We start from the raw sequence: 16,413 nt of genomic DNA, 5'->3' as shown, positions 1-16,413 counted from the left end.
CCGCTGTGGAATGCCCCACCCACTATGTTACCCGCAAGTAGCCAATGGCCAAACGGCCCCGCCGACCGGCCGGCCGGACCGAACAACCGCCCTGTTCAGCAGAGGTGGCGAATCGGCCAGGAGGACGGATCGGTCAGGACGGAGTGGCCAGCGCCTGCCTGATCTTGGAGATCATCGCCGTCTCCGCCGGGTCGACCCCGGACGCGGCCCGCGCCACCCGGTCGACCGCCTCGGTCACCGCCGACCGGTAGTGCTCCAGATCGTGCGGGGCCTTCGCGGTGAGCACCGCCACCGACTGCCGCAGCGCCGGCAGCACCAGTTGCTCCACCGCCTCCGGGGTGTCCCGGGCCAACTTGGGCAACTCGCCGCTGGTCAGCACGTCGTTCACCAGACCCGATGTCCCGGCGAACACGTCCGAGGCGGCGAAGCTCTCCCGGACCATCGACACCAGCCCCGGGTCCGCAGCCGACACCAGGTAGACAGCGCCGAAAGCGCCGGTCTTCAGCGTGCTTCGCTCGTCATCGGTCAGCTCGGCCACAGACAGTGAGTCTAGCCGGCGATAATGATCCAGGTGTGGAGTGCGCTGCGCCGGTGGTTCGATCCCCAGGAGCTGCGCCGGGTCGGCACCGCGCCCGACTACCGGTTCTCGCTGGCGAACGAGCGGACCTTCCTCGCCTGGATCCGGACCGCCCTGGCGTTGGTCGCCGGCGGGCTGGCCATCGCGCAGTTCCTGCCTGAGCTGTCCGTGACCCACCTTCGGGAAGGGCTGGCGGTGACCCTGCTGCTGCTCGGCGGGACCGTCGCGCTGCGGGCGGTCGACCACTGGGCCCGTACCGAGCGGGCCATGCGACTGGGCACCGACCTACCGGCGTCCCGGTTTCCGGCGTTCCTCGCCATCTGTGTCGGTGCCGGTGCCACCGCGTTGACCATCGTCGTACTGGTCGAGGCGGCCAGTGGCTGATCCCGAGCCGCCGGCCGACGAACACAGCCCAGCTGCCCGCGATCCGGGGCTGCAGCCCGAACGGACCCGGCTGGCCTGGCGGCGGTCGGCTCTGGCCCTCACCCTGGTGGTGGCGCTGACCATGCGGTTGGCAGTAGAGCGGGGTGGCGCCGCCATGCTCCTCGGGCTGTTCGCGGTGGTCGGTTGGGCCGCGCTGATCAGCTACGCCTACCGGCACGCCAGTGGCCCACGACGTCCGGCAGCCGGACAGATCAGCGCGGAGGTGCCCCTGCTGGGGCTGGTCACCGCCGGTTACGCGGTGCTCGGCGCCATCCTGATCCTCAGCTGACTAGGCTGAGCCCGCCGGGCGGGGCATCATAGCGGGATGGCCCGCGTGTTCATCCTGCTCTTCATGCTCCACGTCGTGCTCATGGCGGTGGCGCTGATCAGCTGCCTCTCAGCGGAGAAAGGTGACGTCCGCGCCCTGCCGCGCCTGCTCTGGGTGCCGGTCATCATCGTCATCCCCCTCCTCGGGCCGGCCGCCTGGTTCCTCAGCCGCCGGCCCGGCTTCGGCAGCCCGTCACCGCTCGGCGGCGTCCCCCGACCGACCGGCACCCCGCCACCGCGCAACCGCCCGGCGGCCCCCGACGACGATCCCGAGTTCCTGCGCGCGCTCGACGCCGAGAAGTCGAAGCAGGATCGCGAGCTCTTCGAACGGTGGGAGGAGGATCTGCGCCGCCGGGAGGACGACCTGCGGCGCCGGGACGCCGCAGACCCCCGGGAGGACCGCCGGCCCGAGTCAGGTGCCTGACTCGGGCGACCCGAGCGGCCCGCCCGGAGGATGGTCAGGTCAGACCCGACGCTTGAACCGGGCGAGTGCCAGCGGCGCGAACACCGCCGCGATGCCGGCTGCCCAGAGCAGCGAATAGCCGACCGGGCCGGCGACGGGCACGCCACTGAGCAGACCACGCAGGCCGTCGGCGAGGATCGTCACCGGGTTGACCTCGACCCAGGCCTGAAGCCAGCCCGGCATGGTCTCGGTCGGCACGAATGCGTTACTGGTGAAGGTCAGCGGAAAGATCACCATGAAGCCGAAGATCTGCACCTTCTCCGGCTCGCTGACCATCACCCCGACCAGCACCGAGATCCACGACGCGGCCAGCGTGAAGGCCAAGATCAGCGCGAACGCGCCGAGCAGGCCGACCGGACCACCCTCGACCCGGTAGCCGAGGATCATCCCGACACCCAGCAGCAGCAGCACCGACCAAGCCTGCTTGACGGTGTCGGCCAGAATTCGCCCGGCCAGCGGCGCCCACCGGGCGATCGGCAACGACCGCAACCGGTCGAACACCCCCTTGGTGAGGTCGGTGTTCAGCCCGAACCCCGTGGTCATCGTCGCGAAAAGGGCGTTCTGCACGATGATTCCCGGCAACGCGAAGGTCAGATACTCCCCCGGCGTGCCGGCGATCGCACCGCCGAACACATAGGTGAACAGCAGCAGGAACATCAGCGGTTGGACGCTGAGATCGAGCAGTTCCAACGGGTTGTGCTTGATCTGCACCAGGCTCCGCCAGGCCAGGGTGCCGGTGTGCCGCAGCCCGGCCACCGGACTGACCCACTGGTGCCGGCCGGGCAGTTCGGGCGGGGTGACGGTGGTGGCGGTCAACGGATTCCCTCCATGGTGGCGGTGGTCGGCTGTGCCCCCGTACCGGCCGGCCCGGTCGCCGGCGTCGGTCGCTCGCCGGTGCCGGCCGCCGAGCCGCCGGAGCCCGGATCGGCCCGGTGGCCGGTGAGCGACAGGAAGACCTCATCCAGACTGGAGCTGCGCAACGCCAGCTCACCAACCTTCACCCCGGACTCGTCAAGCCGGCGGACCACCGCCGGCAGCAGGTCCGCATCGGCGGTGCTCACCGTCACCGTCGTCTGGGCCAACGACGGCTCGTTGCCGGACAGGTCCCGCAGCGCGGTCAGCACCGTCGGCAACTGTTTCGGATCGGTCGGGCGCACCACGAGGACCTGGGCACCGGTCTTGGCCTTCAGCTCCTCCGGCGTACCGCCAGCGATCACCCGCCCGTGGTCGACCACGGCCAACTCGTCGGCCAGCTGGTCGGCCTCCTCCAGGTACTGGGTGGTGAGCAGCACCGTCACTCCACCGGCGACCAGCCCACGGACCAACTCCCACAGTTCGTTGCGGCTGCGCGGGTCCAGCCCGGTGGTGGGTTCGTCGAGGAACAGCACCTGGGGCCGTCCCACCAGGCTGGCGGCCAGGTCGAGGCGGCGGCGCATACCGCCCGAGTAGGTCTTCGCCGCGCGATCGGCGGCATCGGTGAGCTGGAACTCGGCCAGCAGTTGCCGGGCACGGGAACGCGCGTCACGCCGCGACGACCCCAGCAACCGACCGATCATGATCAGGTTCTCCACGCCGGTCAGCGTCTCGTCGACCGAGGCGTACTGCCCGGTCAGGCCGATCGACCGGCGGACCTGGTGAGCCTGGCCGACCACGTCGAAGCCCTGCACCCGGGCGTGCCCGGCGTCCGGCCGTAACAGGGTGGCGAGCACCCGGACCGCGGTGGTCTTGCCGGCCCCGTTCGGCCCGAGCAGCCCGAACACGGTGCCGGTACGGACCGCGAGATCCACCCCGGCCAACGCGGTCGTCGAGCCGAATCGCTTGACCAGGCCCTCGGCCCAGATCGCGTGCGACATCCTCACTCCTGTCGTTTGTCTGCAGACCCACAATGAACGACAGGACCGACATTCCGCCAAGCATTTGCCGACCAGATCGGGTCGACGATCCGTCAGGCCGGGTCCGACCAGCACTCAGGCCAGGTTCGACGAGCGGGGATAGGCGTCGTCCGGGTCGGTCAACACATTGACCAGGTACGGCACCCCGGCGTCGAAGGCCCGACGCAGCGCCGGACCGATGTCGCCGGCCTTGGTGACCGTCTCCCCCGCGCCGCCCAGCGCCCCGACGATCTCGTCGTAGCGCAGCCCCGGCTGCAGGTCGGCGGCGACGTCGTAGCCGTACATGGCGCGCATCGGATGCTTCTCCAACCCCCAGATGCCGTTGTTGCCGACCACGATCACGACCGGCAGCTTCTGCCGGGCCAGCGACTCGACGTCCATCAGCGAGAAGCCGGCCGCGCCGTCGCCCATCAGCACGCAGACCTGCCGGTCCGGGTAGGTGAGCCGGGCACCCATCGCGTAGCCCATGCCGGTGCCGAGGCAGCCGTACGGGCCGGGATCGAGCCAACTGCCGGGCACCGACGGCTCCAGGTAGCGGCCGGCGTACGAGACGAAGTCACCGCCGTCGCCGATGGTGACCGCATCCGGGTCGAGCACCGCCCGCAGTTCGCCGTAGATCCGCGACGGGCGGATCGGGTCGGACTCGGCGGCGAGCTCCACCGCGTCCCGCGCCCTGGCCTGTTCCTCGGCGGCGCGCAGGTCGGCCAGCCAGCCGGTGTGGTCGGCGCGGTCGCCGGAGTGGTCAGCGAACGCGGACAGGATCAGCCGCAGGTCACCGGCGGGCGAAACGGCCGGCTGTACGTGGGTCGCCCGCTGGCTCGGCGCATCGACGACGTGCACCACCTGGGCGGCGCCGAAGTCACCGAAGCTGAGCCGGAAGTCCAGCGGGGTGCCGACCACCACCACCACGTCGGCCCGACCGAACGCGACCCGCCGCGCCTTCGCGAAGGCCAGTGGGTGCCCCGGCGGCAGCGACCCACGCCCCATGCCGTTGGTGAAGACCGGCACCTGCAGCGCCTCGGCGGCCTCCCGCAACGCGGCGACGGCGTCCCCGGCGTACACGTCGGAACCCGCGACGATCACCGGACGGTCGGCGGCGGCGATCAGCCGGGCCGCGCGGGCGACCTCGTCCGGGTCCGGCTCGACCACCGGCACCGCGTCGGCGGTCGGCGCGGTCACCTCGGCGGTCGAGAAGATCACCTCCAGCGGCAGGTCGAGAAAGGCCGGGCCGCGGTGCGGGGTGAGCGCGGCGGACAGCGCGGCACCGACCGCGGCCGGTACGTCGTCGGTCGCGGCGACCGTGGCGGCGTGCTTGGTGACCGGGGCGACCAGCGGTACGTGGTCGATCTCCTGCAGGCTGCCCGACCCCCAGCGGAACGCCGGTGCCCGGCCGCCGAGCACCAGCACCGGCGCGGCGTTGAAGAAGGCGCTGGTCAGACCGGAGATGCCGTTGGTGACGCCGGGGCCGGCGGTGAGTGCGGCCAGCCCGGGACGACGCTGCAGTTTCGCCACCGCCTCGGCGGCGAAGACGGCGGTCTGCTCGTGCCGTACGTCGTAGATCGGGAAGTCGGCGGCGTGTGCGGCGTCGTAGAGCGGGAAGATGTGGCCGCCGGAGAGGGTGAACAGCTCGCGTACGCCGTACGCCTGGGCGGCGGCCAGCGCCAACGTCCCGCCGTGTCCCTCGATCCGCTCCGCCATCGCCGATGCCTCCCGTCGCCCCGGGCCCGCCCGGCCGGCGCGCCCCCGAGCAGGTTACCGCCCAGTCACTTCGTTCGGCATCCACGTGCGACCGGCACCGCCGGCACCGAGCCGGTTCAAGGGCCGGCCGAAGGGCCGGCCGAGGGCCGATACGGACTAGCGACCGGTGAAGTCGGGCTTACGCTTGGCGACGAACGCCGCCATCCCCTCGGTGCGGTCGTCGGTGGCGAACAGGCCGGCGAACAGTTGACTCTCCCAGGCCAGGCCGGAGGCGAGATCCATCTCCAACCCTCCGTCGATGGCCAACTTGGCCGCCTTGACCGCCTGTGCCGGGCCGGTGACGAACGGCCGGACCATGTCGAGTGCCACCGCGTACACCTGGTCGGCCGGGACGACGCGGTCGGCCAGGCCGATCCGCTCGGCCTCGGCGGCGTCGACCATCCGTCCGGTAAGGACGATGTCCTTGGCGCGGGCCGGGCCGACCAGCCGGGCCAGCCGCTGGGTGCCGCCGGCACCAGGGATGACCCCCAGTTTGATCTCCGGCTGGCCGAGTTTGGCGTCCTCGGCGACCACCCGCCAGTCGCAGGCCAGAGCCAGCTCGCAGCCGCCGCCGAGGGCGTAGCCGGTGATCGCGGCGACCACCGGTTTCGGGATCCGGGCGACCGCGTCGAAGGCGCTGGACAGCTGCGCCGCGCGGGCCGCCATGTCCACGTACGACATGTCGGCCATCTCTTTGATGTCGGCGCCGGCGGCGAAGACCTTCTCACCGCCGTAGACCACGACGGCGCGCACCCGCTCGTCGTCGGCGACGGTACGCGCGGCGTCGCGCAACTCCTCCTGCACCGCCGCGTTCAGCGCGTTCATCGGCGGCCGGGCCAGCCGAATCGTGGCCACCCCCTGCTCGACCTCGACCAGCACCAACTCCGGCACGGCGGACCTCCCCATCGACGTCGCGTTCCGGGACAGCCTACGGGGAGCGCCGGAGAGTGGGTAACGTGATCCACAACGTGAGGGAGGGGTAGTCGGATGATCACCTACTACGATGACAAATCCGTACGGATCACCTCCACCGAAGTTCGGGTGGACCAGCACCGGCATCCGCTCACCCAGGTGCACCGGATCTGGCAGCGACGGGGTGCCCGCTCGTGGAGTGCCCTGGCCGGCCGGGGCATGGTCGGCGTCGCTTTCCTGGCCCCGGTGGCGACCGCGATCATCGGGCTGGTAACCGCGCTGACCATCGACGCCTCGCCGACCGTCACCATCGCGCTGATCGGTGGATCGATCCTGGTCGGGCTGGTCATCATCCCGATCGCGGACCTGCTGCTCGGGCTGCTCGACGACTCCTACGACCGGGGCGCGCACCTGCTCGAACTCTGGGTCGAGGTACGGGGCACCCCGGTGCTGCTGGTGTCCGACCGGGATGCGCTTCGGGTGGGCCGAATCCACCGCGCGCTACGGCGTGCGGTCGAGGCCGCGCTGGCATCGCAGGCGTCTGTCCCGGGCCGAGCCATGACGGCCCGAGCCACCCCGGGCCGACCGGCGCTGCCCCGGCCCGCGCCGGGTTCCGCCGATCGCCGTGCCAGCGGTGGTGGCCGGCGCGCCGCACAATAGGGAGATGCCACTCCCGCTGCCGTCCCCGGCGAGTCTTGTCGCACTTACCAGATCCACCGTCGGGCAGGTCGCCGGTGCGGTGACCGGCGCGGCCGGGCGGGCCACCGGCCAGGCCGGTGAGGTGGCGACCCGGATGGGCCGACTCACCTCCGAGTACGCCGCCGTGCCGTCGCGCGCGTTCGCCGTGCTGGATGAGATCGAGGCTCTGGTGCAACGGGTCGGCACGGTGGTCGACCGGGTCGAGGTGCTGCTCGACCGCAGCGAACGGGTGGTCGCGGAGGCGGAGGAGGCGACCCTGCGGGTGGAGACGATCGCCACGGCGGCGACCGACGCGGTGGCGGCCGCGACCCGGGTGGCGGCCGCCGCGCAGACGCTGCTCACCGACGCCGACCGGGTGGCGGTGGGGGCCAGTCGGGTGGTGGGGCGCAGCGAGGAGATCGCCGAGCGGTCGGTCGAGCTGATCGGCGAGTACGAGCCGGCGCTGCGCCGTGGCGCTCCGATGGCCCGGCACTTCGTCGAGCAGTTGAGCGAGGACGAGGTGGACGCGGCCGTCCGGCTCGTGGACGAACTGCCCCGGCTGACCCAGCATCTCAAGGCCGACGTGCTACCGATCCTGGCCACCCTGGACCGGGTCGGGCCGGACATCCACGACCTGCTGGAGGTGACCCGGGACCTGAAGTTGGCAGTGGCCGGCATCCCGGGTCTGCGGATGCTGCGCCGTCGGGGCGCGGACCGGCTCGGGGAGAACGAAACCCTGCCGTCGGGCGAGTGAGCGCTAGGACGCCTGGCGGACGGGCGTCTCGGCCAACCAGACGTCGGCCAGGTCACCGAGGGGGACGTCGAGGGCCTGGCTGAGCCGGACCACGGTGCCGAACGCCGGCGCCGGAAGCCGGCCCGCTTCGATCTTGCGCAGGGTCTCGGGGGAGATACCGGCCACCAGCGCCACCTCGACGAGGCTGCGGCCGGCCCGGGCGACCCGCAGGGCGGCACCGAGTCGCTGGCCTGCGGCGATCTGTTCGGCGGTGAGCGGTTGGCGGACCATGTCCAGCAGGATAGCTCTCCGGAGCGCCCTCGGACCGGCGTGGTATAAAAATACCGCAGAGGGAGAGGGAGGCTGTCGTGATCGAGCTCAAGTCCGCCCAGGAGATCGACCGGATGGCGGTGACCGGGCAGTTCGTCGGCGAACTGCTCGCCGAGTTGAGCGGTGTCGCCGCGGTCGGCGTCAACCTGATGGACATCGAGCACCACGCCCGGCGGCGGATCGCCGAACGTGGCGCCGAGTCCTGCTACTGGGACTATGCCCCGTCGTTCGGCCGCGGCCCGTTCCGCAACGTACTGTGCCTGTCGGTCAACGACGCGGTGCTGCACGGCCTCCCGCACGACTACGTACTGCGCGACGGCGACCTGCTCAGCATCGACATGGCGGTCGGCATCGACGGCTGGGTGGCCGACTCCGCGGTCTCCGTCATCGTCGGCACCCCCGATCCGGCCGATCTGCGGCTGATCGAGGCCACCGAGGTCGCCCTCGCGGCGGCGATCGCCGCCGCCCAGCCCGGCGGGCGCCTCGGCGACGTCTGCGCCGCGATCGGCGAGGTCGCCGGTTCGTACGGCTACAGCGTCAACGGCGAGTTCGGCGGTCACGGCATCGGCCGCACGATGCACGAGGACCCGCACGTCGCCAACACCGGCCGTGCCGGCCGTGGGATGCGGCTCGATCCCGGCCTGACCATCGCGATCGAACCCTGGTTCTGTCACTCCACCAACAAGATCAGGTACGACGAGGACGGCTGGACGATCCGTTCCGCCGACGGCTCCCGTACCGCCCACTCCGAACACACGGTCGCCATCACACCGTCCGGGCCCCGAGTCCTGACCGGCCGCCCGACACCCTGAACCCGGAAAGCAACACGAGTAGCTTATATAAGATATTGCTGATACTGTGCCCACCGGTCGGACCTCCCGGCCGGTGGACACACACGTCTATGGAGCGACGATGATCGACATTGACGAGCAGATCAGCACCGTCGAACGACGGATCGGCAGTCGGGTCCTCGATGCGGGCACCGCCCGGGTGCAGACCATCTCCCGCACCTACGCGGCAAGCGTCGACGAACTCTGGGACGCCTGCACCAGCGCCGAACGCCTCCCCCGCTGGTTCCTGCCGGTCTCCGGCGAGCTCCGACTGCACGGCCGCTACCAGCTCGAAGGCAACGCCGGGGGTGTGGTGCAGCGCTGCGACCCGCCGAAGAGCTTCGCCGCCACCTGGGAGTTCGGCGGCGAGGTGAGCTGGATCGAGGTACGGCTGAGCCCGCTGTCCGACGGAACGACCCGGTTCGAGCTGGAGCACGTGGCGCACGTCGACGACGAACGGTGGGCACAGTTCGGGCCCGGCGCCACCGGTGTGGGCTGGGACCTGGCCCTGATCGGGCTCACCCTGCACCTGGCGGCCCCGCAACAGCCGGTCGACCCCCAGGCGGTCGAGGCGTGGAGCACGTCGGCCGAGGGGCGAGAGTTCATCACCCGCAGCAGCGACCAGTGGCGTGCGGCGAGCGTCGCCGCCGGCACCGATCCGACCGAGGCGGGCGAGGCCGCGGAGCGGACGACCGCCTTCTACACCGGCACGGCCTGACCGCCCCGGCGCCGCCACCGACACGGACTCGGGCAAGTACGGGCGCCAGCAGTTGCCGTCGACCACCCGCCCGGCACCCGGACGGGACCGTCGGCCACCCCTCGTCAAGCGTGGACCAGCCCCGGTCGACGCAGGTCCTCGACGTCGACGACCTCCCGGCCCAGCGGCCAGAACGCCGCCGGCACCAACTTGAAGTTGGCGATGCCGAACGGGATGCCGATGATCGTGAGGCAGAGCGTCACGCCGGTGACGATGTGGGTGAGCGCCAGCCACCAGCCGGCCAGCACCACCCAGAGGATGTTCGCCAGCCCGGAGCCGATCCCCGCCCCCGGCTTCGCGACCAGCGTCCGGCCGAACGGCCAGAGGGAGTAGTAGGCCAACCGCAGCGACGCCACCCCGAACGGGATCGTGACGATCAGCACGAAGCAGACGAGCGCTGCCACCGCGTACCCGAAGCCGAGCACGATGCCGCCGCCGAAGATGAGCCAGAGGAGGTTGAGAATGACTCGCATGTCTCGATGATCCCGCACCCGCGCCACCCGGCACCGGCGTTTCGCGGGTAGCCAGCCGGCCAGGGCGTCGATCAGCCGGCCAGGGCGTCGATCTCGGCGCGCTGCGGCAACGACACCGATGCCCCCAGGCGGCGTACGCAGGCCGCACCGGCCGCCGACGCCCATCGGACCGCGGACACCAGGTCCCGTCCCTCGCCCCAGGCGACCGCGAGTGCGCCGGTGAACGCGTCACCGGCGGCGGTGGAGTCCACCGTCTCGACCGGAAAGGCCGGCACGTGGTGCACCGTACCGTCGCGGTCGACGAACCAGGCGCCTTCGGCCCCCAGGGTCAGCACCGCCCGACGGACCACCATCAGCAGCGCCGCCGGATCCTCCCGCCCGGCGCCGACGATCGCCCGCGCCTCGGCATCGTTGACCACCAGCAGATCCACCGCGTCGAGCAGTTCGGCCGGCAGCTCGCGCGCCGGGGCGGCGTTGAGGATCACCCGGGTGCCCGCATCGCGGGCCGCCGCCGCGGCGGCCAGCACCGTCTCCAGCGGGATCTCCAACTGCGCCACCAGCACGTCGGCGTCGCGTACCGCCGCCAGCTCCGGCTCGGTGAGCCCACGGAACGCCGCGTTGGCGCCCGGGGTGACGACGATCGCGTTCTCACCGGCCGCGTTGACCATCACGATCGCGACGCCGGACGACCCGTACACCACCCGCAGCTGGCTTGTGTCCACCCCGGACCGGGCGATCCGGCCGGTCAGGGTGACACCGAAGGCGTCCGAGCCGACCGCGCCGAGGAACACGCAGTCGCCACCGGCGCGGGCCGCCGCGATCGCCTGGTTGGCGCCCTTGCCGCCGGGCACCGTGACGAAGTCGGTGCCGAGCAGGGTCTCCCCCGGCGACGGCAGTCTCGGCGCGGTCGCGACCAGGTCCATGTTCGCGCTGCCGACCACCGCGATCCGCGGCGCTGTCACGACGTCCTCCGCTCAGGCGGCCCGGGCGGTGTACCGCTGACCCGCCCGCTCGACGACCAGCGGTACGCCGAACGTCTCCGACAGATGCTCACCGGTGATCGTCGCGGCCAGTTCGCCAGCGGCGACGACGGTGCCGCCGCGCAGCAGCAGGGCGTGGGTGAAGCCCGGCGGGATCTCCTCCACATGGTGGGTGACCAGCATCAACGCCGGGGAGTCCGGGTCCTGGGCGAGGACCCCGAGCCGGCCGACCAGCTCCTCGCGGGCACCGAGGTCGAGCCCGGCCGCCGGCTCGTCGAGCAGCAGCAGCTCCGGGTCGGTCATCAGCGCCCGGGCGATCTGCACCCGCTTGCGTTCACCTTCGGAGAGGGTCCCGTACTCGCGCTGCGCCAGCCCGGCCACGCCGAACTGGCCGAGCAGCTCCTGCGCCCGGCCCACGTCGAGCTCGTCGTAGCGCTCCCGCCACCGGCCGACCACCGACCAGGCGGCGGTCAGCACCACGTCGAGCACCCGCTCGGTGCCGGGGATCCGCTCGGCGAGCGCGGCGGTGGTCAGCCCGATCCGGGTCCGCAGCTCCGCCAGGTCGGTGCGCCCCAACTGCTCGTCGAGGACCCGGACGGTGCCGGTCGTCGGGTGCAGCCGGCCGGCGGCGAGGCTGAGCAGGGTGGTCTTGCCGGCACCGTTCGGGCCGAGCACCACCCACCGCTGGTCGGGCTGCACCCGCAGGGTGATGTCCTGTAGCAGGGCCGTGCCGGAGCGGGTCACGCCCACTGAGTCGAGCTCGATCACCAGGTCGTCAGCAACGGTAGGCACCGGACCATCCAATCACGCCGCGGGTGGTGCCGCCCCACCTGGCCGCGCCGGGGTGGCCGGCACCACCCGACGGACTGCTCAGGTCTGCGGCTGGACCGCCGTGGCGGCGCGGCGGTGCCGGCGCCGGGGTCAGGCCACGGTGGATCCGAAGACCTCGTCGCGGGCGGCGTCGAGGGCGGTCCGCAGGGCGCCCTGCAGCACCGGCTCCTCAGTCAGCTCGGTGACCACGACCCTTGGTGCGACCAGGGTGATCGCGGCCACCTCATGCTGCACCCGTTCGGCCAGGGCGCTCCCGCCGGCCTGGCCGACCTCACCGGTCAGCACGACCAGCGGCGGGTCGAGCACCACGCAGCTGCTGGCGACGCCGAGCGCGAGCCGGCGGGCCAGCTCGTCGAGCAGCGGCCCGCCCCGGGTGCCGGCGGCGATCGCGGCCCGCACCGCGTCACCCGCGCTGGCCGCCCGGAACCCGTGTTCGCGGGCCACCGCGCGGACCGCGTCGGCGCCGGCGAGCTGCTGGAACGCCGGCTTGGCGCGGCGGGAGACGTCGCGCGGGATCGGCGCGCCGGGCACCGGCAGGTAGCCGATCTCGCCGGCCGCGCCGGTGCTGCCGTGGTGCAGCCGGCCGCCGAGCATGATCGCCAGGCCGACCCCGACGCCGGCCCAGACCAGCACGAAGTCGGGCACGTCGCGGGCGGCACCGGCGTGCGCCTCGGCGACCGCGGCGAGGTTGACGTCGTTTTCGAACACGACGGTGGTGTCCAGGTCCTCGCGCAGCGCGGCGAGCAGGCCGCGGTGCCAGCGCGGCAGGTTGTACGCGAAGGTGATGTCGCCGTTGGCCGGGTCGACCAGGCCGGGGGTGCCCAGCACCACCCGCCGTACGCTGGCCAGCTGGGTCTCGGCGCTGCTGGCGGCCTGCACGACCGCGTTGTGCACCACACCGACCGGGTCGTCGGTGTCCCTGGTGGACTGCTCGACCCGGCCGATCACCGATCCGGTGATGTCGGCGCAGGCGGCCACTACCCGGTCCGGTCCGACATCGACTCCGACGACGTGCGCGCTGGCCGGCTGTACGGCGTACAGCTGGGCGTTGGGGCCCCGGCCACCGGCCTGCTCGCCGACCCGGGTGACCAGCCCGCGTCCTTCCAGCCGCTCGACCAGCTGCGATGCCGTCACTTTGGACAGTCCGGTCAGCTCGCCGAGCTGTGCCCGGGTGAGTGGTCCGCGGGCGATGAGCAGCTCCAGCGCCGCCCGGTCGTTGAGCGCTCGCAGCAGCCGGGGCGTGCCGGGCAGGCGCGGGGAACCCATGTGGTCGTCCTCTAGTATTTAGGAAAGTTAACTATTATCTTGGCATCCGCAACGGAAGTAGCCGTAGCGTAGTCGCCGGTGACACCCTCGGCGGTCGGACGACCCGGCACTCACCGGCAACGAACAGCGCCTCCCCGGTGCGCCACTCGGACCGCGGAGACGCCACGGAGGGGGAGAACATGCCGAACGACCCGGCGCTGCGGCGACTGGCGCTGCGCACCCTGCTCGCCGCCTACCCCGGCGCCACCGTCCCGCAGTGGGCGGTGGACCTGGTCGGCGACGGGCTCGCCGGGCACACCCTGTTCGGCGGCAACGTGGACCGGCCCGAACAGCTGCGGGCCGCCACCGACGCGCTGCGGGCCGCCCGGGCCGACGTGCTGATCGCCATCGACGAGGAGGGCGGCGACGTGACCCGGCTGGCGCACGCCACCGGCAGCCCGTACCCCGGCAACGCCGCGCTCGGTGCGGTCGACGACCCGGCGCTGACCCGGCAGGTCTACCGGGCGATCGGCGACGAGCTCGCCACCTGCGGCGCCAACCTCGACCTGGCCCCGACCGTCGACGTGAACACCGCCGACGACAACCCGATCATCGGCACCCGGTCGTTCGGGGCCGACCCGGCGCTGGTCGCCACGCACGCGGCGGCGGCCGTCGCCGGGCTGGCCGACGCCGGAGTCGCCGCCTGCGCCAAGCACTTCCCCGGCCACGGCGCCACGGTCACCGACTCACACCTCGAACTGCCCACTGTCGACGTACCGACGGCGGTGCTGCGTCGGCGGGACCTGCCGCCGTTCGCCGCCGTGGTCGAAGCCGGCACCCCGGCGATCATGACCGCGCACATCCGGGTCCCGGCGTTGACCGGCGACGCACCGGCCACCTTCAGCCGGGCCGCGCTGACCGGCCTGCTCCGCGACGAGTACGGCTTCACCGGGGTGATCGTCACCGATGCGCTGGAGATGCGCGGCGCCACCCTGGCCGCCGGTGGGATCGTCCCGGCGGCGGTCGCCGCCCTGGCCGCCGGCGCCGACCTGCTCTGCATCGGCGCCCGGGTGGACCACGCGTTGGTCGAACGGGTCACGGCGGGCATCGTCGCCGCGATCGGCGACGGGACGCTGCCGGTCGGCCGGGTCGAGCAGGCGGCCGACCGGGTGACCACGCTGGCCGCCGCAGTGCGACCGGCAGCAGGTGGGACCGCCGGCCCGGCCGACCTGGGGTACGCCGCCGCCCGCCGCGCCGTCCGGGTGGAAGGCACCCTTGACGGGCTGGCCGACGCGCTGGTGGTGCAGTTGACCGTCGGCTCGACGATCGCCGAGGGTCGGGTGCCGTGGGGTCTCGGACCGCACCTCGGCAACGCCCGGCAACTGCGGGTGGCACCGGCGGAGGTGACCGCCGAGCAGGTCTCGGCGGCCGCCGCCGGCCGGCCGCTGGTGCTCGTCGGACGGCACCTGCACCGGGTGCCCGGCGCCGGTGACCTGATCGGACGGCTGGCCGCCCGGCACCCGGTCACGGTGGTGGAGATGGGCTGGCCGTCGGCCTGGCGCCCGGCCGGAGTACGCGCCTTCGTCACCACCTACGGTGCGAGTCACGCCAACGGCCGGGCCGCCGCCGAGGCCCTCGGCCTGGCCGCCTGAGCGGCCAGACCGGACGCGCTGGGCGGGTCAGTAGCGGTAGTGCTCCGGCTTGTACGGGCCGGCCACGTCGACGCCGATGTAGTCCGCCTGGGCCTTGGTCAGCACGGTCAGCTTGGCGCCGAACGCGTCCAGGTGCAGCCGGGCCACCTTCTCGTCGAGATGCTTGGGCAGCACGTACACCTGCTTGCCGTACTCGCCGATCTTGGCGTACAGCTCGACCTGGGCGATCACCTGGTTGGAGAAGGACGTCGACATCACGAAGCTCGGGTGACCGGTCGCGTTGCCGAGGTTCAGCAGCCGCCCTTCGGAGAGCACGATCACCGAGTGTCCGTCCGGGAACCGCCACTCGTCGACCTGCGGCTTGACGTTGATCCTCTCGATCCCCGGCACCTTCGCCAGACCGGCCATGTCGATCTCGTTGTCGAAGTGCCCGACGTTGCCGACGATCGCGTTGTGCTTCATCCTCGCCATGTGGTCGGCCAGGATGATGTCCTTGTTGCCGGTGGTGGTGATGAAGATGTCGCCGCGGTCGACGACGTCGTCCAGGGTCACCACGTCGAGGCCGTCCATCGCCGCCTGCAGCGCGCAGATCGGGTCGATCTCGGTCACCACGATCCTGGCCCCCTGGCCGCGCAGCGACTCCACGGCGCCCTTGCCGACGTCGCCGTAGCCGCAGATCACCGCGAGCTTGCCGGCGATCATCACATCGGTGGCCCGGTTGATCCCGTCGACCAGCGAGTGGCGGATGCCGTACTTGTTGTCGAACTTGCTCTTGGTGACCGAGTCGTTGACGTTGATCGCCGGGAAGAGCAGGTTGCCCTCGCGGGCCAGCTCGTACAGACGGTTGACCCCGGTGGTGGTCTCCTCGGAGACCCCGATGATCGGCTTGGCCATCTCGGTGTACTTGGTCGGGTTCGCGGCCAGCGAACGGCGCAGGGTCTCCAGGATGATGCCGTACTCGACCGAGTCGGTCTCCGAGGTGGAGGGCACCGCGCCGGCCTCCTCGAACTGCTTGCCGAGGTGGATCAGCAGGGTAACGTCGCCGCCGTCGTCGACGATCGAGTCCGGCCCGCTGCCGTCCGGCCAGGTGAGCATCTGCTCGGTGCACCACCAGTACTCGTCGAGCGTCTCACCCTTCCAGGCGTACACCGCGACACCCTGCGGGTTGTCGACCGTGCCCTGCGGGCCCACGACGACCGCCGCGGCGGCCTGGTCCTGGGTGGAGAAGATATTGCAGGATACCCAGCGCACGTCGGCCCCGAGCGCGGTCAACGTCTCGATCAGCACCGCCGTCTGCACGGTCATGTGCAGCGATCCGGCGATCTTGCGGCCCTTGAACGGCTGCTGGGCGGCGTACTCACGGCGCAGTGCCATCAGCCCGGGCATCTCGTGCTCGGCGAGCTCGATCTCCTTGCGACCGAAGGTCGCCAGGGACAGGTCGGCGACCTTGAAGTCGCTGACCGACCCGGCGCTGTCGGCGGTCAGAGTGACGGTCACTAGAACTCCTCGGGTCTCAACGGATGCGTCCGTCCTGCCGGACACGGCACGCACGACACCCGTCCACCATACGGCC

The 16,413-nt window shown here is 72.0% G+C and carries 19 protein-coding genes; 8 read left to right on the top strand and 11 right to left on the bottom strand.

The features are described 5' to 3' along the window. Positions 1-133 precede the first annotated feature (133 nt). Complete coding sequence (locus O7621_RS14115; RefSeq protein ID WP_278167647.1) at positions 134-538, bottom strand: hypothetical protein; 405 nt, start codon at positions 536-538, stop codon at positions 134-136. A 33-nt stretch (positions 539-571) separates the two neighbouring features. Between O7621_RS14115 and O7621_RS14110 the strand changes: the two genes are divergently transcribed. From O7621_RS14110 to O7621_RS14100, 3 genes are read left to right on the top strand one after another with little or no spacing between them, the layout of a single operon-like run. Further along, positions 572-961, top strand: coding sequence for a DUF202 domain-containing protein (locus O7621_RS14110; RefSeq protein WP_282234594.1), 390 nt, complete (start codon positions 572-574; stop codon positions 959-961). Then, positions 954-1,289 (top strand): DUF202 domain-containing protein, encoded by a 336-nt coding sequence (locus tag O7621_RS14105; RefSeq protein ID WP_282234372.1) that lies wholly within the window; start codon positions 954-956, stop codon positions 1,287-1,289. The genes O7621_RS14110 and O7621_RS14105 overlap by 8 nt, the downstream gene beginning before the upstream one ends. A 36-nt stretch (positions 1,290-1,325) precedes the next feature. Beyond that, on the top strand, positions 1,326-1,751 hold the full coding sequence (locus O7621_RS14100) for a PLD nuclease N-terminal domain-containing protein (RefSeq protein WP_123600376.1): 426 nt from the start codon (positions 1,326-1,328) through the stop codon (positions 1,749-1,751). 39 nt (positions 1,752-1,790) lie between these two features. Here the strand turns inward: O7621_RS14100 and O7621_RS14095 are convergent, their stop codons facing one another. From O7621_RS14095 to O7621_RS14080, 4 genes are all read right to left on the bottom strand, one after another. Beyond that, positions 1,791-2,606 carry an ABC transporter permease gene (locus O7621_RS14095; RefSeq protein WP_282234371.1) on the bottom strand — a complete coding sequence of 272 codons (816 nt, stop codon included), beginning with the start codon at positions 2,604-2,606 and terminating at the stop codon, positions 1,791-1,793. Further along, positions 2,603-3,643, bottom strand: coding sequence for an ATP-binding cassette domain-containing protein (locus O7621_RS14090; RefSeq protein WP_282234370.1), 1,041 nt, complete (start codon positions 3,641-3,643; stop codon positions 2,603-2,605). Before O7621_RS14090 ends, O7621_RS14095 begins: the two co-directional genes overlap by 4 nt. Positions 3,644-3,757: 114 nt before the next feature. Then, a complete protein-coding gene (locus O7621_RS14085; RefSeq protein ID WP_282234369.1) occupies positions 3,758-5,380 on the bottom strand; it encodes an acetolactate synthase in 1,623 nt (540 codons plus the stop codon). 156 nt (positions 5,381-5,536) lie between these two features. Then, on the bottom strand, positions 5,537-6,310 hold the full coding sequence (locus O7621_RS14080; protein WP_282234368.1) for an enoyl-CoA hydratase-related protein: 774 nt from the start codon (positions 6,308-6,310) through the stop codon (positions 5,537-5,539). Positions 6,311-6,406: 96 nt separating this feature from the next. Between O7621_RS14080 and O7621_RS14075 the strand changes: the two genes are divergently transcribed. After that, positions 6,407-6,991, top strand: coding sequence for a DUF6232 family protein (locus O7621_RS14075; protein ID WP_282234367.1), 585 nt, complete (start codon positions 6,407-6,409; stop codon positions 6,989-6,991). 4 nt (positions 6,992-6,995) lie between these two features. Continuing rightward, positions 6,996-7,763, top strand: a complete 768-nt coding sequence (locus O7621_RS14070) for a hypothetical protein (protein WP_282234366.1) — start codon at positions 6,996-6,998, stop codon at positions 7,761-7,763. A 3-nt stretch (positions 7,764-7,766) separates the two neighbouring features. Here the strand turns inward: O7621_RS14070 and O7621_RS14065 are convergent, their stop codons facing one another. Then, the gene (locus O7621_RS14065) at positions 7,767-8,033 is read right to left on the bottom strand and encodes a helix-turn-helix transcriptional regulator (protein ID WP_282234365.1); all 267 of its coding nucleotides are present in this window, start codon (positions 8,031-8,033) and stop codon (positions 7,767-7,769) included. 77 nt (positions 8,034-8,110) lie between these two features. Between O7621_RS14065 and map the strand changes: the two genes are divergently transcribed. Then, positions 8,111-8,884: a type I methionyl aminopeptidase gene (map, locus tag O7621_RS14060; RefSeq protein WP_278167637.1), complete on the top strand. Its 774-nt coding sequence runs from the start codon at positions 8,111-8,113 to the stop codon at positions 8,882-8,884. Positions 8,885-8,984: 100 nt separating this feature from the next. After that, complete coding sequence (locus tag O7621_RS14055) at positions 8,985-9,620, top strand: SRPBCC family protein (protein ID WP_278167635.1); 636 nt, start codon at positions 8,985-8,987, stop codon at positions 9,618-9,620. A gap of 104 nt (positions 9,621-9,724) precedes the next feature. Here the strand turns inward: O7621_RS14055 and O7621_RS14050 are convergent, their stop codons facing one another. The 4 genes from O7621_RS14050 to O7621_RS14035 form a co-directional block, all read right to left on the bottom strand. Then, complete coding sequence (locus O7621_RS14050; RefSeq protein WP_282234364.1) at positions 9,725-10,132, bottom strand: YccF domain-containing protein; 408 nt, start codon at positions 10,130-10,132, stop codon at positions 9,725-9,727. Between the two features lie 71 nt (positions 10,133-10,203). Next, positions 10,204-11,094 (bottom strand): ribokinase, encoded by an 891-nt coding sequence (locus O7621_RS14045; RefSeq protein ID WP_282234363.1) that lies wholly within the window; start codon positions 11,092-11,094, stop codon positions 10,204-10,206. 12 nt (positions 11,095-11,106) lie between these two features. Continuing rightward, complete coding sequence (locus O7621_RS14040; protein ID WP_282234362.1) at positions 11,107-11,904, bottom strand: ABC transporter ATP-binding protein; 798 nt, start codon at positions 11,902-11,904, stop codon at positions 11,107-11,109. Between the two features lie 129 nt (positions 11,905-12,033). Further along, positions 12,034-13,209 carry an ROK family transcriptional regulator gene (locus O7621_RS14035; protein WP_278167628.1) on the bottom strand — a complete coding sequence of 392 codons (1,176 nt, stop codon included), beginning with the start codon at positions 13,207-13,209 and terminating at the stop codon, positions 12,034-12,036. A gap of 179 nt (positions 13,210-13,388) precedes the next feature. Here O7621_RS14035 and O7621_RS14030 point away from each other — a divergent pair, with 179 nt between their 5' ends. Further along, positions 13,389-14,840 carry a glycoside hydrolase family 3 N-terminal domain-containing protein gene (locus O7621_RS14030; protein ID WP_282234361.1) on the top strand — a complete coding sequence of 484 codons (1,452 nt, stop codon included), beginning with the start codon at positions 13,389-13,391 and terminating at the stop codon, positions 14,838-14,840. 27 nt (positions 14,841-14,867) lie between these two features. Here O7621_RS14030 and ahcY read toward each other — a convergent pair whose 3' ends face one another. Further along, positions 14,868-16,337: an adenosylhomocysteinase gene (gene ahcY / locus O7621_RS14025; RefSeq protein WP_282234360.1), complete on the bottom strand. Its 1,470-nt coding sequence runs from the start codon at positions 16,335-16,337 to the stop codon at positions 14,868-14,870. Between the last annotated feature and the right edge of the window lie 76 nt (positions 16,338-16,413).

The organism is Solwaraspora sp. WMMD937 (genome assembly GCF_029581175.1).
Taxonomy (GTDB): Bacteria; Actinomycetota; Actinomycetes; order Mycobacteriales; family Micromonosporaceae; genus Micromonospora_E.
This window is presented reverse-complemented; position numbering and strand designations above follow the sequence as displayed.